Origin of the sequence: Sphingobium phenoxybenzoativorans (assembly GCF_001757355.1) — a bacterium.
GTDB lineage: Bacteria > Pseudomonadota > Alphaproteobacteria > Sphingomonadales > Sphingomonadaceae > Sphingobium > Sphingobium phenoxybenzoativorans.
On sequence record NZ_MINO01000066.1, the window covers coordinates 1 to 19,915 of the forward strand.

24 protein-coding genes and 1 pseudogene are annotated in these 19,915 nt (G+C 65.0%); 16 read left to right on the plus strand and 9 right to left on the minus strand.

The window, feature by feature from the left end:
* Both BHQ40_RS26315 and BHQ40_RS20045 read left to right on the plus strand, forming a co-directional pair.
* Positions 1 to 258 (plus strand): ATP12 family chaperone protein (locus tag BHQ40_RS26315; RefSeq protein ID WP_494338030.1); only part of this gene is annotated, 258 nt, incomplete at its 5' end.
* A 99-nt stretch (positions 259 to 357) separates the two neighbouring features.
* Positions 358 to 1,056 carry a hypothetical protein gene (locus BHQ40_RS20045; RefSeq protein ID WP_070157603.1) on the plus strand — a complete coding sequence of 233 codons (699 nt, stop codon included), beginning with the start codon at positions 358 to 360 and terminating at the stop codon, positions 1,054 to 1,056.
* 270 nt (positions 1,057 to 1,326) lie between these two features.
* Here the strand turns inward: BHQ40_RS20045 and BHQ40_RS20050 are convergent, their stop codons facing one another.
* Both BHQ40_RS20050 and gmk read right to left on the minus strand, forming a co-directional pair.
* Entirely contained in the window at positions 1,327 to 1,887 is a 561-nt protein-coding gene (locus BHQ40_RS20050) for a hypothetical protein (RefSeq protein ID WP_070157584.1), read from the minus strand.
* Between the two features lie 57 nt (positions 1,888 to 1,944).
* Complete coding sequence (gmk, locus tag BHQ40_RS20055) at positions 1,945 to 2,613, minus strand: guanylate kinase (protein ID WP_070157585.1); 669 nt, start codon at positions 2,611 to 2,613, stop codon at positions 1,945 to 1,947.
* Positions 2,614 to 2,661: 48 nt separating this feature from the next.
* Here gmk and BHQ40_RS20060 point away from each other — a divergent pair, with 48 nt between their 5' ends.
* Positions 2,662 to 3,222 carry a DUF2585 domain-containing protein gene (locus BHQ40_RS20060; RefSeq protein WP_070157604.1) on the plus strand — a complete coding sequence of 187 codons (561 nt, stop codon included), beginning with the start codon at positions 2,662 to 2,664 and terminating at the stop codon, positions 3,220 to 3,222.
* Here BHQ40_RS20060 and BHQ40_RS20065 read toward each other — a convergent pair.
* From BHQ40_RS20065 to BHQ40_RS20075, 3 genes are all read right to left on the minus strand, one after another.
* A complete protein-coding gene (locus tag BHQ40_RS20065) occupies positions 3,197 to 3,592 on the minus strand; it encodes a hypothetical protein (RefSeq protein ID WP_070157586.1) in 396 nt (131 codons plus the stop codon). The genes BHQ40_RS20060 and BHQ40_RS20065 overlap by 26 nt on opposite strands.
* Before the next feature lie 206 nt (positions 3,593 to 3,798).
* The gene (gene fumC, locus BHQ40_RS20070; protein ID WP_070157587.1) at positions 3,799 to 5,190 is read right to left on the minus strand and encodes a class II fumarate hydratase; all 1,392 of its coding nucleotides are present in this window, start codon (positions 5,188 to 5,190) and stop codon (positions 3,799 to 3,801) included.
* A 76-nt stretch (positions 5,191 to 5,266) separates the two neighbouring features.
* Positions 5,267 to 5,743, minus strand: a complete 477-nt coding sequence (locus BHQ40_RS20075; RefSeq protein ID WP_070157588.1) for an SspB family protein — start codon at positions 5,741 to 5,743, stop codon at positions 5,267 to 5,269.
* A 121-nt stretch (positions 5,744 to 5,864) separates the two neighbouring features.
* On the opposite strand from BHQ40_RS20075, the gene hisB reads away from it, so the two are divergent.
* From hisB to BHQ40_RS20115, 8 genes are all read left to right on the plus strand, one after another.
* Positions 5,865 to 6,461 (plus strand): imidazoleglycerol-phosphate dehydratase HisB, encoded by a 597-nt coding sequence (hisB, locus tag BHQ40_RS20080; protein ID WP_070157589.1) that lies wholly within the window; start codon positions 5,865 to 5,867, stop codon positions 6,459 to 6,461.
* Between the two features lie 33 nt (positions 6,462 to 6,494).
* On the plus strand, positions 6,495 to 6,779 hold the full coding sequence (locus BHQ40_RS20085; protein WP_070157590.1) for a YciI family protein: 285 nt from the start codon (positions 6,495 to 6,497) through the stop codon (positions 6,777 to 6,779).
* A complete protein-coding gene (hisH, locus tag BHQ40_RS20090) occupies positions 6,776 to 7,387 on the plus strand; it encodes an imidazole glycerol phosphate synthase subunit HisH (RefSeq protein WP_070157591.1) in 612 nt (203 codons plus the stop codon). The genes BHQ40_RS20085 and hisH overlap by 4 nt, the downstream gene beginning before the upstream one ends.
* Before the next feature lie 100 nt (positions 7,388 to 7,487).
* Positions 7,488 to 8,225, plus strand: a complete 738-nt coding sequence (gene hisA / locus BHQ40_RS20095; RefSeq protein WP_070157592.1) for a 1-(5-phosphoribosyl)-5-[(5-phosphoribosylamino)methylideneamino]imidazole-4-carboxamide isomerase — start codon at positions 7,488 to 7,490, stop codon at positions 8,223 to 8,225.
* Positions 8,226 to 8,361: 136 nt separating this feature from the next.
* Positions 8,362 to 9,135: an imidazole glycerol phosphate synthase subunit HisF gene (hisF, locus tag BHQ40_RS20100; protein ID WP_070157593.1), complete on the plus strand. Its 774-nt coding sequence runs from the start codon at positions 8,362 to 8,364 to the stop codon at positions 9,133 to 9,135.
* Between the two features lie 48 nt (positions 9,136 to 9,183).
* A complete protein-coding gene (locus BHQ40_RS20105; protein WP_070157605.1) occupies positions 9,184 to 9,504 on the plus strand; it encodes a phosphoribosyl-ATP diphosphatase in 321 nt (106 codons plus the stop codon).
* Positions 9,505 to 9,507: 3 nt separating this feature from the next.
* A complete protein-coding gene (locus BHQ40_RS20110) occupies positions 9,508 to 9,885 on the plus strand; it encodes a histidine triad nucleotide-binding protein (RefSeq protein WP_070157606.1) in 378 nt (125 codons plus the stop codon).
* 293 nt (positions 9,886 to 10,178) lie between these two features.
* Positions 10,179 to 11,711, plus strand: a complete 1,533-nt coding sequence (locus BHQ40_RS20115; RefSeq protein ID WP_070157594.1) for an amino acid permease — start codon at positions 10,179 to 10,181, stop codon at positions 11,709 to 11,711.
* A gap of 139 nt (positions 11,712 to 11,850) precedes the next feature.
* Here the strand turns inward: BHQ40_RS20115 and BHQ40_RS20120 are convergent, their stop codons facing one another.
* Positions 11,851 to 13,119: a multidrug effflux MFS transporter gene (locus BHQ40_RS20120; RefSeq protein ID WP_070157595.1), complete on the minus strand. Its 1,269-nt coding sequence runs from the start codon at positions 13,117 to 13,119 to the stop codon at positions 11,851 to 11,853.
* A 50-nt stretch (positions 13,120 to 13,169) separates the two neighbouring features.
* A complete protein-coding gene (locus tag BHQ40_RS20125) occupies positions 13,170 to 13,730 on the minus strand; it encodes a COG3650 family protein (protein WP_139139378.1) in 561 nt (186 codons plus the stop codon).
* A gap of 162 nt (positions 13,731 to 13,892) precedes the next feature.
* On the opposite strand from BHQ40_RS20125, the gene BHQ40_RS20130 reads away from it, so the two are divergent.
* Genes BHQ40_RS20130 through BHQ40_RS20145 form a run of 4 tightly spaced genes read left to right on the plus strand, consistent with a single transcriptional unit; the run spans position 13,893 to position 16,533 of the window.
* Entirely contained in the window at positions 13,893 to 14,147 is a 255-nt protein-coding gene (locus BHQ40_RS20130) for a hypothetical protein (protein WP_070157597.1), read from the plus strand.
* Positions 14,144 to 14,431 carry a hypothetical protein gene (locus tag BHQ40_RS20135; protein WP_070157598.1) on the plus strand — a complete coding sequence of 96 codons (288 nt, stop codon included), beginning with the start codon at positions 14,144 to 14,146 and terminating at the stop codon, positions 14,429 to 14,431. The genes BHQ40_RS20130 and BHQ40_RS20135 overlap by 4 nt, the downstream gene beginning before the upstream one ends.
* A gap of 9 nt (positions 14,432 to 14,440) precedes the next feature.
* Positions 14,441 to 15,658 carry an acetylornithine deacetylase gene (argE, locus tag BHQ40_RS20140; protein ID WP_070157599.1) on the plus strand — a complete coding sequence of 406 codons (1,218 nt, stop codon included), beginning with the start codon at positions 14,441 to 14,443 and terminating at the stop codon, positions 15,656 to 15,658.
* Complete coding sequence (locus BHQ40_RS20145; RefSeq protein WP_070157600.1) at positions 15,658 to 16,533, plus strand: alpha/beta fold hydrolase; 876 nt, start codon at positions 15,658 to 15,660, stop codon at positions 16,531 to 16,533. The genes argE and BHQ40_RS20145 overlap by 1 nt, the downstream gene beginning before the upstream one ends.
* A gap of 44 nt (positions 16,534 to 16,577) precedes the next feature.
* Here the strand turns inward: BHQ40_RS20145 and BHQ40_RS20150 are convergent, their stop codons facing one another.
* Both BHQ40_RS20150 and gyrB read right to left on the minus strand, forming a co-directional pair.
* On the minus strand, positions 16,578 to 16,811 hold the full coding sequence (locus tag BHQ40_RS20150; protein WP_070157601.1) for a hypothetical protein: 234 nt from the start codon (positions 16,809 to 16,811) through the stop codon (positions 16,578 to 16,580).
* Positions 16,812 to 17,051: 240 nt separating this feature from the next.
* Entirely contained in the window at positions 17,052 to 19,541 is a 2,490-nt protein-coding gene (gyrB, locus tag BHQ40_RS20155) for a DNA topoisomerase (ATP-hydrolyzing) subunit B (protein ID WP_070157602.1), read from the minus strand.
* A gap of 90 nt (positions 19,542 to 19,631) precedes the next feature.
* Between gyrB and BHQ40_RS20160 the strand changes: the two are divergent.
* Positions 19,632 to 19,915, plus strand: a pseudogene (locus tag BHQ40_RS20160) (hypothetical protein); the annotation flags it as partial.

A 19,915-nucleotide genomic window follows, 5' to 3' on the forward strand; every position in this document is an offset into this window, starting at 1 on the left:
TCCGCCGTGGTCGCCGCATTCGACCCGTTCATGCTGGCCGGGCTGTCGACGGTGGTGAGCATTGGCGGGTCGCTGATCTGCGGCCTGGCGCTGGTCGAGGGCGGGCTTGACCGGGACCGGATCTGGGCCGCGACGGAACTGGACGAGCTGTGGCAGGCCGAACAATGGGGCGAAGACGCCGACGCCGTTCAGCATCGTGAAAGGCGGCGCGCGGAATTTGATGCAGCCGCCGGTTTCTGCAGACTGGCGGCCGGGTGAAACGGAACCGTTATGAATGGTATCCGTTCGTCCGGAGAGTGTGACGCCTGCAAGGAGACCCTGACGTTGAAATCACCCGTCCTTTCCGCCCTTTTCATCATGGTATCGCCGCTGGCCCTGACCGCGCCCGCACATGCGCAGGACGCAGCGCCCGCCCCGGCCGCCGCTGCGCCCGCCGCGACGCCGATAACGCCGGAACAGGTCGCCGCGTTCAACAAGGCGGTTACGGATTTCACCGCGGGGCAGCAGGCGCAGCAGACCGGCGACAATGCCGGGGCAGCCGCCAAATATGACGCCGCCCTGCCCGCCATCCGCGCCGCCGTGCAGGCGCAGCCCGGCAATATCGACAATGTGAACTTCCTCGCCAACGCCCTCTACGCCAACGCCGCCGCCAAGAGCGCGCTGAACAAGCCCGATGAAGTCGTTGCGCTGTTCGAGGAATCCGCGCCGCACTGGCGCAAGGTGGTGGAAGCCAAGCCCGCCGACGCCGCAAGCCGCAACATCCTGGCCGGCATTCTGGTCCAGATGGGCAATGGCAAGCTGTCCAAGCAGGACAAGGCGGGCGCCGATCCGCTCTATGCCGAGGCGATCGCCCTCGCCCGCAAGTCGGTCGCGGAAAATGCCGCCGACCCGGCCGCGAACAACCTGCTGCTTTCCGGCCTGATCGGGGCGAGCCAGACCAGCACCGACGCGAAGCTGAAGGAAGAAGCCGTCGCGATGAGCAAGAAGATGCTGGCCGATGGATCGGTGGACGCGGTCAACAAGCCGTCGGCACAGGCGCTTACGGGCACGAAATAGAAATTCCCGTTCGCTCTGAGCGAAGTCGAAGAGTTCCACCGAACGCAGTGAGGTGTCTTCGCCTTCGCTCAGACGGAGGCTTCGACTTCGCTCAGCCCGAACGGAGGTTGGGTGCTTGGCCTGAATAATTTTGAAGCGTGCTCCTGCGAAAGCAGGAGTCCAGTCCCGCCGTCTGAACTGGGCTCTCACGAACCACTCGTTTCGTTCGAGTGCTTTCGCAGGAGCACTTTGTTAAAAAAGCCCAACTCAAGACTTGCTTAAGACACCCCCTCAGGACGGCGGCGCGGCCTCGCCCTTGGCCATGAACCATCGGGCGGCGATGACGCCCGCGACCACCAGCCCCACAAAATCGCTGAACGCAAGATAGAGGAAATAGCGCCACGGCGCATGGTTGAAGATCGGCTGGCCGATGTGCAGCCACAGCACCGCCGCGCCGCTGAACAGGAACGTCAGCTTCACCCGCGCGGCGAAATCATGGGCGACCATGCGTAGCGCGACCGCGATCAGCACGCCAACCACCAGCGACAGGATGAACCCGGCGATCAGCGCGCCATTGTCCATCACCGGAAAGCCGCCGGTGTTGAAAAAGACCTGCGCCACCGGGCCCTTGCCATACAGCACCGTGCCCGCGCTCGTCGCGGGCGAGGGGATGATATAGACGCCGGTGCCCGTAGGCGTCAGCGCCTGCGCCATCGCCGCCTGCAGATTGGCGCTGGCCTGCTCCTCCGCCGTCGAGAAGGCGAGACCGGACAGCGGCGTGCCCCAGAAGATGAAGCCGGTAAGGAATAGAGCAAGGCCGCCGAAAAGGCCGCCTATCGTGGCGCGTATCATTGCAACCCTCCCGCTTTCGGAGTCGGTCATGCAGGCTGATCCCACAACAGCGGAACGTCAATCACTATCGGGAACGGCCTTGCCCAGCTTGCGGATGAAACCGATCAGGCCGGTCTGGCGGCTGCGCTTCATCCGTTCGGACTGGAGGATGGTGTGCACCTTTTCAAAGCAGCTTTCCGCGTCGTCATTGCACAGCACATAGTCATAACCGTCCCAGTGGGCGATCTCGCCCGCCGCGCGCGACATGCGGCCCTGAATCACTTCCTCGCTGTCGGTGGCGCGGCCGCGCAGGCGGCTTTCCAGCTCCTCCAGCGAGGGCGGCAGGATGAACACGCGCACCACGTCGCCGCCGGCAATCTGGTAAAGCTGCTGCGCGCCCTGCCAGTCGATGTCGAACAGGACATCGCGCCCGGATTTCAGCATCGCCTCCACCGGGGCGCGCGGCGTGCCGTAGCGATGGCCGAACACATGCGCCCATTCGAGGAACTCATTGTCCGCGACCATCGCGCGAAACCGCTCCAGATCGACGAAATGATAATCCTTGCCGTCCACCTCGCCCGGACGAATCGGCCGGGTGGTCGCGGAAACCGACATTTGCAGCGTCGGATCGGCGGCGAGCAGCTTGCGCGCGATGGTGGATTTGCCCGCGCCCGAAGGGGAGGAGAGCACGAAAAGAACGCCGCGCCGCTTGAAACCGTGGGGGTCCGACTGGATGCTGTCTGCCATGCCTGCTAGTGGCTGCGTAAGGGCGCTTTGGCAAGAGGGGACGCGATGATGGGAAGCCGCCGGGTGGCATGGATCGCCATTCCCGTCCTCATCGCGATCACCGTCACGATCTTGCTGGCGATGGGCCGCCCGCCCATCTGCACCTGCGGCACGATCAGCCTGTGGCATGGGGCGATCAACAGCAGCGAGGACAGCCAGCAGCTAAGCGACTGGTACAGTTTCAGCCATGTCATCCACGGCTTCCTGTTCTTTGGCGGCGGCTGGTTGCTGCTCCGCCGCTATGCCGTGCCGATCCGGCTGATCCTGGCCGTGGCGCTGGAAAGCGGCTGGGAGATATTGGAGAACTCGCCCGTCATCATCGACCGCTATCGCACGGCGACGATCGCGCTCGGCTATAATGGCGACAGCGTGCTCAATTCGGTGAGCGACATCGGCATGATGATGCTGGGTTTCCTGTTCGCGGCGCGCATGCCGGTGAAGGTCACTATCCTGACGGCCATCGCCTTCGAACTGTTCACGCTGTGGATGATCCGCGACAATCTGACGCTCAACATCCTGATGCTGGCCGCGCCGGTCGACGCGGTCAGGGTGTGGCAGGCGGGTGCGTAACCGGCTCGTCCGGATTGATCGGGCGCGCCTTGCGATAGGCGACGCGGGCCTTTAGCGGCGCGCGGGGCTGACGCCCATTCTTCCGCTTGCCGCCCTTCGGGACCAGGCCGTCATCGACCGCCGCCTCATGCGGGCCTTTCTTGTCGATGTCCTTCTTCTTCTGCCACAGCTTGTGCGCCACATAAGCGCCGCCAATGGCGATCGCGCCCAACGGAGAGCGGGTCAGGACGCGCGTCGCCAGCATGCCGGCCGCCGCGCCCATCAGCCCCGCCTTGCCGGTTTCGGCCGCAATGCGGGTCCCGATAATGGTGGTCGCAATCTTGCCAAGCATCCGCATCTTCGTCCGTCCCTGTTCGATGTCGTCTGCCATGAAGAATGTATAGGGCGATGAAACGGTTCCGGGAAGCGGTGGATTCAGACCATTAGATTATGCCCAAACTCCGTTCGTCCTGAGTAGCCATTGAGCGAAGCCGAAATGGCGTATCGAAGGATCAGCGCTTGGCGCGGATGCTTCGATACGGGCCTTCGCCAAGCTCAGTCCCTACTCAGCACGAACGGGGAAGGTCCACCTAGGTCTCACCGCCCCACCATATCCTCCGGCTTCACCAGGCGGTCGAACGTCACTTCGTCCACCAGCCCCAGCGCGAGGCCCGCCTGGCGCAGCGTCTGCCCCTCCGCATGGGCGTGCTTGGCGATCTTCGCGGCATTGTCATAGCCGATCTCCGGCGCCAGCGCCGTCACCAGCATCAGCGAGCGGTCGACCAGTTCGGCGATCCGCGTCTCATTCGCCTCCAGCCCCTCGATGCAGCGTTCCGCGAAGCTGTCCATGCCGACGGCGAGCAGATGGATGGAGCGCAGCACCGCCGCGCCGATCACCGGCTTGAACACATTCAGCTCCAGATGCCCCTGCAGCCCGCCGATCGTCACGGCCTGATGGTTGCCGATCACTTGGGCTGCGACCATCGTCATCATCTCGCACTGGGTCGGGTTGACCTTGCCCGGCATGATCGAGCTGCCCGGTTCGTTGGCGGGCAGGTCAAGCTCGCCAAGGCCGGAGCGCGGGCCGGAGCCGAGCAGGCGCACGTCATTGGCGATCTTGGTCAGCGCCACCGCCAGCGCGTTCAGCGTGCCGGACAAATGGACGAGCGGATCGTTCGACGCCAGCGCCTCAAACTTGTTCTCGGCGGTGCGGAAGGGCAGGCCGGTGATCGCCGCAATCTCCTGCGCCACCGCCACGTCGAAGCCGTGCGGCGCGTTGAGGCCGGTGCCGACCGCCGTGCCGCCCTGCGCCAGCGCCATCATGCCATGCATCGCCGCCGGTTCGATGCGCTTGCGGCTGCGATAGATTTGATGCGCATAGCCGGAAAATTCCTGGCCCAGCGTCAGCGGCGTCGCGTCCTGCAAATGGGTGCGGCCGATCTTGACGATATGGTCCCACGCCTTCGCCTTCGCGTCGAGCGCCGCGAACAGCCGGTCGAGCGCGGGAAACAGCTTCTCCGTCACCGCAATGGCGGCTGCGATGTGCAGGGCGGTCGGGAAGCTGTCGTTGGACGACTGGCCCATATTCACATGATCATTGGGGTGCACCGGCGACTTGCCACCGCGCTTGCCCGCCAGCATTTCATTGGCGCGGCCCGCAATCACCTCATTGACGTTCATGTTGGACTGGGTGCCGCTGCCGGTCTGCCAGATGACCAGCGGGAACTGATCGTCATGCGCGCCGGAGATGACCTCTATCGCCGCCTTCTCGATCGCGTCGGCCAGATCACCCGCCAGGTCATGCCCCCGGTTCACCCGCGCCGCCGCCTGCTTCACGATGGCGAGCGCATGGACGATGCCGATCGGCATCCGCTCCGTATCGCCAAAGGGGAAATTCTCGATGCTGCGCTGCGTCTGCGCTCCCCAATAGGCGGCGGCGGGAACCTCTATCGCGCCAATGCTGTCGGTTTCGGTGCGGGTGTCGGCCATCGAGCAAATCCCTTCCTGAGAATCATTCGCAATTCAGGAAGTTCATGTGGGGCAGCGGAAAGCCGAATGCCAGCCTTTATTTCTTCTTGCCGAAATCCACCGTGACGACGTTGGAGCCGTCCTCGCTGCTGGCCAGCGGGGCGTCATTCTCCGCCTCATGCGGTTCCGGCCCGTCGCCTGCATCCTGCACCTGGAACTGCAGCGCGAAATTCACCGCGGGATCGACGAAGGCGGTGATCGCCGCGAAGGGGATGTTGAGGTGGGCGGGCACCTGATTGAAGGTCAGGCTGACCTCGAACGCCTGGGCGCCGACCTTCAGGTCCCAATATTTATTCTGCAGGACGATGGTCATCTCGTCCGGGAAGCGCTCGGTCAGCGATTTGGGGATTTCCACGCCCGCCGCATGCGTCTTGAACGTGATGTAGAAGTGATGGCCGCCCGGCAGGCCGCCCGAACGCTCCACCTCTCCCAGCACGCGGCCGACAACGGCGCGCAGGGCTTCCTGCACGATTTCATCGTACGGAATCAGGCTATCTGGAAGGTCGTCGCTCATTCGGGCATCTTACCTAACGATGAAGCACAGGCGGTCAAGGGCCTGAAATGGGGCGGCTATGCCCGGCGGGCAAGGGCAATCCCGGATTGCGCGCGTGCGAATCCCCGTTATAGGGCTGCGCATGCGCATAGCGGAAATCCACAGAAAGACCGCGGAAACGTCCATCGACGTGGTGGTCAACCTTGACGGCACGGGCCTCTATACCGTGTCGACGGGCATCGGTTTTCTCGACCATATGCTGGAGCAGCTTTCGCGCCATTCGCTGATCGACCTTCAGGTGAAAACGGTGGGCGACCTGCATGTCGACCAGCATCACACGACCGAGGATACGGGCATCGCCATCGGCGAGGCGATCGCCAAGGCGCTGGGCGACAAGCGCGGCATCGCGCGGTACGGCACCGCCTATTCGCCGATGGACGAGACGCTGACCCGCGTGGCGCTGGACATTTCCGGCCGCCCCTGGCTGGTGTGGAAGGCCGCGTTCAACGTGCAGCGCCTGGGCGAATGGGACACGGAACTGATCGAGCACTGGTTCCACAGCTTCGCCCAGTCGGCCGGCATCACCCTGCATGTCGAAAATCTGTACGGCAGCAACAACCATCATATCGTCGAAAGCTGCTACAAGGGCCTGGCCAGCGCGCTGCGGCAGGCGGTCGAGATCGATCCGCGCAAGGCGGACAGCATTCCATCGACCAAGGGCATGCTGGGCGGGGCCTGATTCCCTTCCGCCCCTTACCGAAGGAGCCACGCCATGTTCGTCATCACGCTCACCTACAAGGTAGATCTGGACGTGGTGGACAGCCATATGGACGCGCATGTCGCCTGGATCAAAACCGGGCTGGCCGACGGGTGGCTGCTGATCGCCGGGCGGCAGGTGCCCCGCGTGGGCGGCATATTGATCGCGCGCGGCATCCGCGAGGATATTGAGGCGAAGGCGGCGACCGATCCCTTCGTGATCAACGGCGCGGCCGATTTCACCGTGACCGAATTCCTGCCGCGCTTCGTGGCGGCCGGGCTGGAGAGCCTGCAGCCGTGATCGCCCTGATCGATTATGGCGCGGGCAATCTGCATTCCGTCCACAATGCATTGAAGAAGGCGGGCGCAGCGGACGCAGTGATCACCGCCGACCCGGACGCCGTGGCGAAGGCCGACCGCATCGTCCTGCCCGGCGTCGGCGCGTTCCGCGCATGCCGCGACGCGCTGGTCGGGATCGACGGCATGGTGGACGCGATGCGCGCGGCGGTGCTGGACAGGGGCGCGCCCTTCCTGGGCGTGTGCGTCGGCATGCAGTTGCTGGCCGATGCGGGCGAGGAATTCGGGCGGCATGAGGGGCTTGGCTGGATCGGCGGCACCGTCCGCATGATCGAACCGGCCGACCCGGCGGTGAAGGTGCCGCATATGGGCTGGAACGATGTGGTCCTCGCCGGATCGCCTCCGTTGCTGGAAGCGGGCGAAGCCTATTTCCTGCACAGCTATCATTTCGACGCGACCGACCCGGCCGATGTCGCCGCGACCACCGATCATGGCGGGCCTCTGGTCGCCGCCGTCGCGCGCGGCAACATCATGGGCGCGCAGTTCCACCCGGAAAAGAGCCAGCGTTACGGGCTTTCCTTCCTCTCCCGTTTTCTGGAGTGGCGGCCGTGAGGGCATACTCCAACCGCCGTTCGTGTCGAGCGAAGTCGAGACACATCGCGCTAGGCCCCTGTCCCTCGCCTTCGCTCGGGACGAACGGAAGTATTGTCATATGTCCCTGATCGTTTTTCCCGCCATCGACCTGAAAGGGGGACAGGTCGTCCGCCTTGCCGAAGGCGATATGGACCGCGCCACCGTCTATGGCGACGACCCCGCCGCGCAGGCGATGCTGTTTGCGGAGGCAGGCGCGATGCACCTGCATGTCGTCGATCTGGACGGCGCGTTCGCAGGCCATGCAGTGAATGCGGCGGCGGTCGAGAAGATCGTCGAAACCTTCCCCGGCCATGTCCAGCTTGGCGGCGGCATCCGGTCTATGGAGTCGGTGGAGCGCTGGTTCGACCTGGGCGTCTCCCGTATCGTCATCGGCACGGCGGCGCTGAAGGACCCGGATTTCGTGAAGCGTGCGGCGCGGGAATTTCCCGGCGGCATCGTCGTCGCCGTCGATGCGCGGGACGGCTTCGTCGCGACCGAGGGCTGGGCGGAGAAGTCCGACATGCCCATCGCCGACATGGCCCGCCGCTTCGAGGATGCGGGCGTCGCCGCGCTGCTGTTCACTGATGTCGGCCGCGACGGGTTGCTGAAAGGCTGCAATATAGACGCGACCGTCGACCTCGCCCGCGCGACCGATATTCCGGTGATCGCCAGCGGCGGCGTGGCGGGAATAGCGGACATCCGCATCCTGAGCCTCCACGCCGACGAAGGCATTGAAGGCGTCATCACCGGCCGCGCGCTCTATGACGGGCGGCTGGATTTGAAAGCGGCGCTGGCCGTGGCGCAGGCGGCGGCGTGACCGTACGCATTCTTTCCACCGTTCGGGCTGAGCCTGTCGAAGCCCTGCCCTTCATCTCAAGAAAGGACAGTCCTTCGACAAGCTCAGGACGAACGGAGATAGTGGATATCGGGCTAGGGGAAAGGCGCTTACGCCCATGACCGTCCGCACCCGCGTCATTCCCTGCCTGGACGTCGCCAATGGGCGCGTGGTGAAGGGCGTCAATTTCGTCGATCTGCGCGATGCGGGCGATCCGGTGGAGCAGGCGAAGGTCTATGACGCGGCGGGCGCGGACGAGCTGTGCTTCCTGGACATCACCGCCAGCCATGAGGCGCGGGGGACGATCCTGGACGTCGTGCGGCGCACCGCCGAAGTCTGCTTCATGCCGGTGACGGTCGGCGGCGGCGTGCGATCGCCGGAGGATGCGCGCGCGCTGCTGCTTGCAGGCGCGGACAAGGTGGCGGTGAACAGCGCCGCGGTCGCCCGGCCGGAAGTGGTCGCCGACATCGCCGACCGCTTCGGCAGCCAGTGCATCGTCGCCTCCGTCGATGCGCGGCGGGTGGGCGACGGCCGGTGGGAAATCTTCACCCATGGCGGACGCCGCGCGACCGGGATCGACGCAGTGGCGCATGCCGTTCGCCTGGCGGAGCTGGGCGCGGGCGAACTGCTCGTCACGTCGATGGATGGCGACGGCACCAAGGCGGGATATGACCTTGCCCTCACCCGCACCATCGCCGACGCCGTGTCCGTGCCGGTGATCGCCAGCGGCGGCGTCGGCACGCTCGATCATCTGGTGGAGGGCGTGACGCAGGGCCATGCCAGCGCGGTGCTGGCCGCATCCATATTCCATTTCGGGCAGCATACGATCGCGCAGGCGCATGCGGCGCTGGCGGCGGCGGGCATTCCGACGCGACGTCCGCTCGCCGCCTGAGGCCACTTTCCCATTGACGCCCCGGCCAAGCCCGGCTCAATGGCCGCCATGCGTGACAGCCTAGACAAATTGGAAGCGACCATCCGGGAACGGCGCGCCGCCGACCCCGATACATCCTATGTCGCCAAGCTGACGGCGAAGGGCCGCGCCAAGATCGCGCAGAAGCTGGGCGAGGAAGCGGTGGAGACCGTGATCGCCGCCATGGCGGACGACCGGGCGGGCGTGGTGTCGGAAAGCGCCGACCTGCTGTTCCACCTCACCGTCCTGCTGGCCGATATGGGCCTGTCCCTGGACGATGTTTGCGCGGAACTGAACCGGCGGGAGGGCGTATCGGGCCTGACCGAAAAGGCCGCCCGCCCCAAGGAGTGAATGATGGCCGTCGACGCGACCCTGCCCTATGATGACAGCAATATCTTCGCGAAGATCCTGCGCGGGGAGATTCCGTGCACGAAGGTCTATGAGGATGACCACGCCCTCGCCTTCAACGATATCAGTCCGCAGGCGCCGACCCATATATTGGTGATCCCCAAGGGCGCCTATGTGAGCTGGGATGATTTTTCGGCGCGCGGGAGCGACGCGGAAATCGCCGGGTTCGTCCGGGCGGTCGGCGCGGTCGCACGGGACGCGGGGCTAGTGGCGCCGGGATATCGCCTGCTGGCCAATGCCGGGACGCATTCCCTGCAGGAAGTGCCCCATCTGCACGTCCATATCGTCGCCGGGCGTCCGCTGGGACCGTTGCTGGTGCGCTAAATCCTGGTCGTCATTCCGGCGAAGGCAGGGAACCCGCTTGTTCTTCCACGGCGCGAGGAAGCGGGATCCCCACCTTCGCGGGGATGACGGCGCGTGAGACTTCAAGGACTTAGGGTTTCGACAGGCGCATTTCCGTTCCATCGGGACAGAAGCCAGGCCGCCTCCCCCCGCCCACGCAAAAACTTTCACGCGGCAGCAACATGCTTGCGCGCGCCGATTTTGGCGATAGTCTCCTGCCCTTCAATAAAAGGCGTGCGGTCTGCGATGCGCCATAGGGAAAGAGACAATCATTCATGATTTTCGGGCGCATCAAGTCTCTCGACGCCATTTTGGCGACCGCTGAAAAGAAATCGCTGCACCGTTCGCTCGGCGCTTTCCAGCTTACCATGCTGGGCATCGGCGCGGTCATCGGCACCGGCATCTTCGTGCTGACGGCGGAGGCCGCGCAGAAGGCCGGGCCGGGCATGATGCTGTCCTTCGTCATCGCCGGCTTCGTCTGCGCGGTCGCCGCGCTCTGCTACGCGGAAATGGCCTCGATGGTGCCGGTTTCCGGCTCCGCCTACACCTACAGCTACGCCGTGATGGGCGAACTGATCGCCTGGATGGTCGGCTGGGCGCTGATCCTGGAATATGCGGTGGCGGCGGGCGCGGTGTCCGTGGGCTGGTCCGGCTATGTAGTCGGCCTGCTGGAACATACATTCCATATCGACATACCCGACCTGCTGACGCGCGGGCCGTTCGACGGCGGCATGGTCAACCTGCCCGCCATGTTCATCGCCTCGCTCGTCACCTGGCTGCTGGTGATCGGCACCAAGGAAAGCGCCGCGGTGAACGCAGTGCTGGTGGCGATCAAGGTGTCGGCGCTGACCCTGTTCGTGGTCCTTGCCCTGCCCGTCATCAAGATGGAGCAGTTCACGCCGTTCGCGCCGCTGGGCTTTAGCGGCATATCGGCGGCGGCGGCCTCCATCTTCTTCGCCTATGTCGGTTTCGACGCCGTTTCCACGGCGGCCGAGGAAACCAAGAATCCCCAGCGGAACATGCCCATCGGCCTGATCGGTTCGCTGGGCATCTGCACCATTTTCTACATGCTGGTGGCCGCGGGCGTCATCGGCACCGTGGGCGCGCAGCCGGTCTATGGTCCGGCCGGCGAGATTCTGGCGCCGGGCAGCACGGCCCTGTCGCAGCAATGCGCCGCGCTGGCCGCCTCCGGAAGCGAAGCCGTCACCTGCTCGAAGGAGGCGCTGGCCTGGACCCTGCGCGAAATCGGCTGGCCGCAGATCGGCAACCTGCTCGGCCTTGCCGCCGGTCTCGCTTTGCCGTCGGTCATCCTGATGATGATGTTCGGCCAGACCCGCATCTTCTTCGTCATGAGCCGCGACGGCCTGCTGCCCGCCATGTTCTCGAAGGTCCATCCGACCTACAAGACGCCGCATGTCATCACGATCCTGACCGGCATTTTCGTCGCGCTGTTCGCGGCCTTCTTCCCGGTCGGCATTCTGGCCGACATCTCCAATTCCGGCACGCTGTTCGCCTTCGCCGCCGTCTCCATCGCGGTGATGGTGCTGCGCCGGACCGATCCGAACCGCGTCCGGCCGTTCCGCACGCCCGGCATCATGGTGACCGCGCCGATCGCGATCGCGGGCTGCCTCTATCTGTTCTTCAGCCTGGGCATGGAAACCAAGCTGATGTTCGTCGGCTGGGCCGCGGTCGGCCTGCTGGTCTATTTCGGCTACAGCTATCGCCGCAGCCATGTCGGCCAGGGCTTCAGCGAGACGCATGAGGATGATGAGGGCATTCCGCCCCTGCCGGTGCCGCCGGTCAACTGACAGCGACGGCGCAGTCCATCAGACAAAAGGCCCGCCGGCGACACCCGGCGGGCCTTTTTCTATCCGCTTGTCCTGACGGGCTGAAAAGCTGTGCGCCCCTGCGCGGGCAGGCGCAAATTCCGCTCAGCAGGAAAACAGCCTAATGCGCGGCGTTGCGCAGGGCGCCATGATGGGGCCGGGTGAACAATTTCCAGCGTTCGGCCCAGGCCACCAGCAACAGCGCCAGGCTGCCATAGCCCAGAAAGCCCAGCGCCATCGGCAGGGTCGTGCCGTTGAACTGCGCGCCGATGAACGCGCCAAGCCCGGCGGACACGATGGTCGTCACAAACGCCTGAAAGGATGAGGCAAGCCCCGCCCCGCGCGCGAACGGCTCCATGGAGATCGCGCCGAAATTGGACCCGGTGAGCGAGATGACCAGCATGGTGAGCACCTGGAAAATGATGAAGCTGATCATCGTTTCCATGCCCAGCCAGGCGGTCACCGTGTGAATGGCACCGAGCATGATCAACACGATCAGGGCGCTCTGGCTCACCCGGCGCGCGCCGATCCGCTCCACCAACTGGCTGTTGAAGAAGCTGCCCACGGCCATGCCGCCCGCGATGCTGGCAAAGGCGATGGGGAAGATGCCCGGCGCGTGGAAAATGTCGAAGAAAATCTGCTGCGCCGATGTCAGGAAGCCGATCATGCCGCCCATCGCCACGCCCGTCGCCAGCATATAGCCGATGGAGGTGCGATGACTGACCACCGTCCACAGCATGCGGCCAATGTCCCCGGCATGGATTTCCACCCTGTGCGCCGGGTCAAGCGTTTCGGGCAAACGGATCGCCGTCCAGATCAGGATGACGCAGGACAGGACCAGCAGAACCCCGAAGATCCAGCGCCAGGGCGCGAAGAACAGGATGATCTGCCCGAATGTCGGCGCAAGGATCGGCACAAGCATGAACACGACGAAGACCAGCGACATGACCCGCGCCATCGCATCGCCCTGAAACCTGTCGCGCACGATGCTGACGGCGATCACGCGCATCGCGGCCGCGAAAAAGCCGGAAAAGGCCCGCGCGACCAGCATCACGGCAAAGCTGGGCGCAAGCGCGCAAACCATCGTCGTGACCAGCATCAGGCCAAGGCAGATGAGCAGCACGGGCCTGCGCCCGTAGCGGTCGGACAGGGAGCCGTAGAACAGCGCGCCGACGCCAAGGCCCATGAAATAGGCGGTGATGATCCATTGCCGGTCATTGGGATTGTGGATGCCCAGACTCTCGCCAATGGCGGGAAGCGCAGGCAGCATCGGGTCGATCGACAACGCATTCATCGCCATCAGGCCGGCGATCAGCGCAACAAACTCCTTGAAGCCCAGCGGAAAATCTTTCGCGCCGGCTGCGGGAGGGGATGGCCGCTCATTTTGCATGCGAGCGCTATGGCGGGAAAGCCGCCCGCCCGCTACCCCCCGGCCAGCGATTATTTGATGCTGGACCCGGCGATCCCGCATCCCTTGAGCACGGCGTCGGCAAGGGACACCTGCACGCGCTGGCCATAATCGCGGTCGCTCATGCCATCATCGCAGCCGCCGGGCGTCGCGCTGAGTTGCACGCCATCGCCGGTCAGGCGCAGCGTGCCGCCAGCGGTCGAACGGGATACCGCGAAATAGCGCGAAGCCTTGCCCGGCATGTCGAGGACCAGCGTGCCGCCAACCAGCGTCGCCGACCAGAACGGCTCGGTTCCCGTGGCGCGGAACGCCGCCGGATCGTCATTGGGCAATGTCCGCACATGCGGCGCGCTGCTGCTGTTGGATACCGCCGCCGCTGTCTGATTGGCGGGCGCTTCGGCGGCGTTGGCGGCCGTTTCCACAGCGTTCAGGGCGTTATCCGCATCCGCTTCGGCCGGGAGCGGCCATTTCGCGCGGGACTTGGCGGCGTTCGCCGCATCGGACCCAAGCGGGTCCGCGCCGGAGGAACATGCGGCAAGGGACGATGCCAGCAAAGCGATCAGGGCGAGGGCGAATGCCGGTCTGGATGCCATAGGAGGCGCACCATGCCCGCGTTCGCGCGGATCGGCAAGATTGAACGGATAGATCAGTATTGGAAACGATGAAGTGAAATCGTTGCTATATATGAGCGTCCGGTTCCAACCTATACGGGACCGCACAGCCCGCCATGATGGCGCGGCGCAGGAGTGACCCTCATGCACAATATCGCTGCCCCCGCCCCCACCCTCGCTGTCGCTCTCCGCCCTCGCCGGCCGCGGATGTCCATTCCGTTCCGCGCCGTCATCACCCTGGCCGCCATGTCGGCCCTGCTTTCGTCGATCACCCTGATCGTCGCGGCGGCCGTCGGCGACATATTGGTCGGGATGATGGCCTCGCTGGTCGCCTTCACCGCCTCCGCCCCCGTGCTTGGCCCCGTGCTGGGCGCGGACAGCCGGGGAGCGCGCTCATGACCGGTATGTTCATCGAACAGCGCGACGCCGCCATCGCGCGCCGCTTCGCCACCTTCCCCGCGCCCTCCCCGGTCGAGGCTGCCGCCGCCGCAATCGGCCGTCAGGACGCGGCAAGGCCCGGCGCACGGCTGCGCCTGATCCTTTCCCGCCATCCGCGCGTGCTGACATGGGCGCGCATCCTGTTCGGGTTCCGCACGGAAAACGGCTTGGCCGACGACCGGCTGGAGGCGATCCGGGCGGAAGCCTTCTCGCGGGCCTTGCTGTCAGGACGGGGTTTGTCCTAGTCCGGGGACATGGCGACCACCCGCGAAGAGCTGCACAGCAGCGCATTGTCCATCCTGGCCGATCTGGTCGCGTTCGACACGACATCGCGCGATTCCAACCTGGCCCTCATCGCCTATGTGGAGCAGCGCCTGTCCGCGATCGGCGTGACCGCGCGGCGGGTCATGAGCGCGGACGGGCGCAAGGCCAATCTCTACGCGACGATCGGCCCTGTACGCGAACAGGGCATCGTCCTGTCCGGCCATACCGATGTGGTGCCGGTGGATGGTCAGCCCTGGACCAGCGATCCCTTCACCCTGACCCGGCGCGGCGACAGGCTCTATGGCCGGGGCACCTGCGACATGAAGGGGTTTCTGGCGCTGGCGCTTGCCGCCGCCCCCCACCTTGCCGCGCCGGAGCGGGCCGGGCGTCCGGCGCACATCGCTTTCTCCTATGACGAGGAGATCGGATGCCTGGGCGCGCCGCACATGATCCGCGAGATCGTGGCGAACCTGCCCCGCCCCGCCGCCGTCATCGTTGGCGAACCGACGAATATGGAGGTTGTGAGCGGGCATAAGGGCATCACCTCCCATGTCGTCACGGTGACGGGGCATGAGGCGCATTCCAGCCTGACCCATCTGGGCATTTCCGCCAATATGGTCGCCATCCGCCTGATGGCGATGCTGAGCGATCTGGCGGAGACGCTGAAAAGCGGCGCGGACCCCGCCTCCCCCTTCGTCCCGCCGCATGCGACGCTGACCATCGGCCAGATCAACGGCGGCACCGCCGTCAACATATTGGCGCGCGAATGCCGTTTCGCCTTCGACTTCCGCGCGCCGCCCGGCACAGATGTCGATGCGCTGCTTGCCCCCTTCAAGGCGGAGGCGGCGCGCATCGACGCGGAGATGAAGGCGCTATGGCCCGAAACCGGCGTGGAGGTGGTCCGCCATTCCGCCGCGCCGCCCTTCGCCCCCGAACCGGACGGCGTGGCGGAACGGGTGGCGCGCATCCTGTCCGGCGATAATGGCCAGCCGCGCGTCGTATCCTATGCGGCGGAGGCCGGGCAGTTTCAGCAGGCGGGCTTTTCCACCGTGATCTGCGGCCCCGGCTCCATCGAGCAGGCGCACCAGCCGGACGAATATGTCGAAATCGGCCAGATGGAGAGAGGAGCGGCCTTCATGGAGCGGCTGATAGCCATGCTCCATGGCGATCATTCCCCTACATCGCCCCAGATAGCGGAGGCCAGATAATGGCGCAGGACAGCGGCCCCACATCCCATATCTACATGTCGCAGCGGTTGCGGCTGCACTATGTCGACTGGGGCAATCCCGATGCGCCGCCGCTCCTGCTGCTGCATGGCGGGCGCGACCATTGCCGCAACTGGGACTGGATCGCGCGCGAGTTGCGCCATGACTGGCACATCATCGCGCCCGACCTGCGCGGGCATGGCGACAGCGCCCATTCCGCCGAAGGCTATTATGGCATGGAGGCGATGGTCTATGACCTGGCGCAGTTGATCCACCAGCAATCGCTGGCGCCGCTGTCCATCGTCGCCCATTCGCTCGGCGGCAATATCGCGCTGCGCTATACGGGCCTGTTTCCGGACAAGGTGCGCAAGCTGGTCGCGATCGAGGGGCTGGGTCCGCCCGCCGCGATGGAGGCGGAATGGGCGAGCAAGCCCATGCATCAGCGCGTGATCGACTGGATCGGCGACAAGCGCGCGCTCAGCGGCCGCCAGCCCAAACGCTACGCCTCTATCGACGAAGCGCTGGCGCGGATGATGGCGGAGAACACGCATCTGACCGCCGAACGCGCCCGGCACCTGACCATCCACGGCATCAGCCAGAATGAGGACGGCAGCTATAGCTGGAAGTTCGACAATTATCTGCGCATCTTCCCGCCCGTGGACCTGACGCCGGAGCAGAAACAGGCGCTGTGGGGCCGCATCACCTGCGACACGCTGCTGGTCTATGGCAAGCAGAGCTGGGCGACCAACCCGGCAGACGACGGGCGGCTGAACTGGTTCAACAATGCCCGCGTGTCGCTATACGACAATGCCGGCCATTGGGTGCATCATGACCGGCATGACGCCTTCGTCGCGGAGATCAGGGCGTTTCTTGCCTGACGGCCTTCATGATGGCGCGCCGGGCCACGGCTCGGTCCCCATTTTCAGGCATGCGGCAGCCGCGTGAAGCTGCCCTCACGCTGCGGCGGCAGAACCCTCCCGCCGCGCGAAGCCAGGTTGGTGCGGATGCCCGTATGACCGCGCAGCGATTCGTCCTGCTGCCATTGCTGCTCATCCGGACTCGCCGGTTCCATGACGGAGATATAGACGGCGCAACCCAGCAGCCCCAATAGTATGACGGATATGAATCCGGCGACGATCACCGCGACAATGAACATCTTATGCTTCCCGATAAGCGCTTATAAATGCGCCATTTTTCCTGAGAAGCAGTTGGAACCAATTTAGTTAACAAATAGTTAACGACCGATCCGATCCGGGCATGATTCGTCGCGCGGCGACAGCCGCCGGGCGCGATCCGGTATCATGGTGCGGCAGGATGAGCCGGGAGCCGGCTCATGCCGAAAAAGGGGCGGGATGCTCCAGAGAAAACAAGAGCATAGTCCCGCCGCCTGACCTCCCTAAACGTCCAGATTGGCGACGTTCAGCGCATTGTCCTGAATGAACTCGCGGCGCGGCTCGACGACATCGCCCATCAGGCGGGTGAAGATCTCGTCCGCGACGTCCGCCTGGTCCACCTCGACCCGCAGCATCGAGCGGTTGTTGGGATCGAGCGTGGTTTCCCAGAGCTGCTCGGCGTTCATCTCGCCAAGACCTTTATAGCGCTGGATCGCCAGCCCCTTGCGCCCCGCCGCGAGAATCGCGTCCAGCAGGTCGCTGGGCCGCGACACCGCAATGCCCTTGGCTGGGATCGCCGCTTCCTCGCCCTCGGCGGTTTCTTCCGACGCCTGCGCCGCCGCCTTCGCCGTCACCAGACGGCTGGCGTGGCGATAGGCGTCCTTCTGCTCGGTCGCCAGTGCGTGCAGCTTGCGCGCCTCGGCGGAACCCAGAAATGCCGCCTCGATCACATGATGATCCGTGACGCCGCGCCACAGACGCCGGAAATGATAACCGCCCTCGGCGGAAATCTCGCCGCTCCACGATCCTTCGGGGTCATGGCCGCCCATCCAGACCGTCGCCTCCGCCAGCCGCGCGGCGCGGTCGGCGGCCGACAGGTCCACGTCCAGCGCGCCGGAAATGGCCAGCGCCTCAATGATCCGCGAGTCGTAGCGGCGCGGCACATAGCGCATCAGCGTGCGCATACGCCGCGCATGGTCGATCAACTCGCGCAGGCCGTCATTGAAGATCGTGCCCTCGCTGGTTTCCAGCGCCATGGTATCGACGCCATTGTCGACCAGATACTGATCCAGCGCCGCTTCGTTCTTCAGATACACCTCGGACCGTCCGCGCGTCGCCTTGTAGAGCGGCGGCTGGGCGATATAGAGATGCCCATTCTCGATGATCTGCGGCATTTGCCGGTAGAAGAAGGTCAGCAGCAGCGTGCGGATATGCGCGCCGTCGACGTCCGCGTCGGTCATGATGACGATCTTATGGTAACGCAGCTTCTCGATATTGAAATCGTCGCGGATGCCGGTGCCCATCGCCTGGATCAGCGTGCCGACTTCCTTGGACGACAGCATCCGGTCGAACCGGGCGCGCTCCACGTTTAAAATCTTGCCTTTCAGCGGCAGGATCGCCTGATAATGGCGGTCGCGGCCCTGCTTGGCGGAGCCGCCCGCCGAATCGCCTTCGACCAGGAACAGTTCGGACTTGGCCGGGTCGCGCTCCTGACAGTCGGCCAGCTTGCCGGGCAGCGAGGCGATGTCCATCACGCCCTTGCGCCGGGTCAGTTCGCGCGCCTTCTTCGCGGCTTCGCGCGCGGCGGCGGCGTCGATCACCTTCTGGATGATCATCTTCGCATTGGCGGGATTTTCCTCCAGCCATTCGGCCATCTTGTCGGCCATCAGGCTTTCCAGCGGCTGGCGCACTTCGGACGAAACCAGCTTGTCCTTGGTCTGCGACGAGAATTTGGGATCGGGCAGCTTGACCGAGACAATGGCGGTCAGCCCCTCGCGCATATCCTCGCCGGTCAGCGAGACCTTCTCCTTCTTCAGCATGCCGGACTTGTCGGCATAGCTGTTGAGGGTGCGGGTCAGCGCCGCGCGGAACGCCGCGATATGCGTGCCGCCGTCGCGCTGCGGAATGTTGTTGGTGAAGGCGAGGACATTTTCATAATAGCTGTCGTTCCATTCCAGCGCGACGTCGATGGTCACATCGTCCCGCGTGCCGGAAATTGCGATCGGGTCGGGCATCAGCGACTGCTTGTTGCGGTCCAGCCATTTGACGAAGGCCGCGATGCCGCCCTCATAATAGAGTTCGATCGTCTTGCTTTCCTCATGCCGCGCGTCGGTCAGGAACAGGCGCACGCCGCTGTTGAGGAAGGCCAGCTCGCGATAGCGATGCTCCAGCTTGTCGAAATCATATTCGGTGACGTTCTTGAACGTCTCGGTCGAGAACATGAAGGTGACTTTCGTGCCCTTCTTCCCCTCCGGCGCGGGGCCGAGCACCTTGAGCGGCGCTTCGGCGTCGCCGTTGCGGAACCGCATCCAATGTTCCTGCCCGTCGCGCCAGATGTTCAGCTCCAGCCAGTCGGACAGCGCATTCACGACCGACACGCCGACGCCGTGCAGACCGCCCGACACCTTATAGGCATTGTCGTCCGAGGTGTTCTCAAACTTACCGCCCGCATGAAGCTGCGTCATGATGACTTCGGCCGCCGAAACGCCCTCCTCGGCATGGATGCCGGTCGGAATGCCGCGGCCATTGTCCATCACGCTGACGGAGCCGTCGGGGTTGAGCGTGATGTCGATCCGGTCGCAATGCCCGGCCAAGGCTTCGTCAATGGCGTTGTCCGACACCTCGAACACCATGTGATGCAGGCCGGAGCCGTCATCGGTGTCGCCGATATACATGCCGGGGCGCTTGCGGACCGCATCCAGCCCTTTCAGGACCTTGATGGAATCCGCGCCATATTCGTTGCTGTTGGGGGAGCTTTTGCTGTCTTCGTTCATCGTTGCCATATAGGGATGCGACACGCGAAACTAAAGCAAAAAGGGGCATGGCCAGGCGCGGCCGGACACCCCGCCAAGAGGACCTTTTTCATGCGCTTTTCCGCCATTCCCCTGCTGCTGATGGCGTTGGCGGCCTGTTCCGACAGCCAGTCCGTCATGGATGAGTTGCCCAACAGCTCGATCGCCGGCGCAGAGCGGGAGGATATGCCCGAAACGCGGCTGGAAAGCGCGATCGCCCGGCCGGTCACGATCGGCGAGGACGGCCCGCGCCTCGACGCCTGCGGCGCGACAGGCGTGGTGCGCGGCCCCGGCGCGGACGGGGCGCTGGACCTGCGCGCCGCGCCCTTTGCCGGGGCGGAGCGGATCGCCACGCT

Excerpts from the sequence above, each read along its gene's own strand:
- gmk (WP_070157585.1), bottom strand. The coding sequence starts at position 2,613 with ATGGCAGACAGCATCCAGTCGGACCCCCACGGTTTCAAGCGGCGCGGC.
- BHQ40_RS20125 (WP_139139378.1), bottom strand. The coding sequence starts at position 13,730 with ATGGCATCCAGACCGGCATTCGCCCTCGCCCTGATCGCTTTGCTGGCA.
- hisA (WP_070157592.1), top strand. The coding sequence starts at position 7,488 with ATGTCCCTGATCGTTTTTCCCGCCATCGACCTGAAAGGGGGACAGGTC.
- BHQ40_RS20120 (WP_070157595.1), bottom strand. The coding sequence starts at position 13,119 with ATGCAAAATGAGCGGCCATCCCCTCCCGCAGCCGGCGCGAAAGATTTT.
- BHQ40_RS20105 (WP_070157605.1), top strand. The coding sequence starts at position 9,184 with ATGCGTGACAGCCTAGACAAATTGGAAGCGACCATCCGGGAACGGCGC.
- BHQ40_RS20065 (WP_070157586.1), bottom strand. The coding sequence starts at position 3,592 with ATGGCAGACGACATCGAACAGGGACGGACGAAGATGCGGATGCTTGGC.
- BHQ40_RS20050 (WP_070157584.1), bottom strand. The coding sequence starts at position 1,887 with ATGATACGCGCCACGATAGGCGGCCTTTTCGGCGGCCTTGCTCTATTC.
- BHQ40_RS20115 (WP_070157594.1), top strand. The coding sequence starts at position 10,179 with ATGATTTTCGGGCGCATCAAGTCTCTCGACGCCATTTTGGCGACCGCT.
- argE (WP_070157599.1), top strand. The coding sequence starts at position 14,441 with ATGGCGACCACCCGCGAAGAGCTGCACAGCAGCGCATTGTCCATCCTG.
- BHQ40_RS20135 (WP_070157598.1), top strand. The coding sequence starts at position 14,144 with ATGACCGGTATGTTCATCGAACAGCGCGACGCCGCCATCGCGCGCCGC.
- BHQ40_RS20110 (WP_070157606.1), top strand. The coding sequence starts at position 9,508 with ATGGCCGTCGACGCGACCCTGCCCTATGATGACAGCAATATCTTCGCG.
- BHQ40_RS20060 (WP_070157604.1), top strand. The coding sequence starts at position 2,662 with ATGGGAAGCCGCCGGGTGGCATGGATCGCCATTCCCGTCCTCATCGCG.
- BHQ40_RS20145 (WP_070157600.1), top strand. The coding sequence starts at position 15,658 with ATGGCGCAGGACAGCGGCCCCACATCCCATATCTACATGTCGCAGCGG.
- gyrB (WP_070157602.1), bottom strand. The coding sequence starts at position 19,541 with ATGAACGAAGACAGCAAAAGCTCCCCCAACAGCAACGAATATGGCGCG.
- BHQ40_RS20085 (WP_070157590.1), top strand. The coding sequence starts at position 6,495 with ATGTTCGTCATCACGCTCACCTACAAGGTAGATCTGGACGTGGTGGAC.
- hisB (WP_070157589.1), top strand. The coding sequence starts at position 5,865 with ATGCGCATAGCGGAAATCCACAGAAAGACCGCGGAAACGTCCATCGAC.
- BHQ40_RS20045 (WP_070157603.1), top strand. The coding sequence starts at position 358 with ATGGTATCGCCGCTGGCCCTGACCGCGCCCGCACATGCGCAGGACGCA.
- BHQ40_RS20075 (WP_070157588.1), bottom strand. The coding sequence starts at position 5,743 with ATGAGCGACGACCTTCCAGATAGCCTGATTCCGTACGATGAAATCGTG.
- fumC (WP_070157587.1), bottom strand. The coding sequence starts at position 5,190 with ATGGCCGACACCCGCACCGAAACCGACAGCATTGGCGCGATAGAGGTT.
- BHQ40_RS20150 (WP_070157601.1), bottom strand. The coding sequence starts at position 16,811 with ATGTTCATTGTCGCGGTGATCGTCGCCGGATTCATATCCGTCATACTA.
- BHQ40_RS20130 (WP_070157597.1), top strand. The coding sequence starts at position 13,893 with ATGCACAATATCGCTGCCCCCGCCCCCACCCTCGCTGTCGCTCTCCGC.
- hisF (WP_070157593.1), top strand. The coding sequence starts at position 8,362 with ATGACCGTCCGCACCCGCGTCATTCCCTGCCTGGACGTCGCCAATGGG.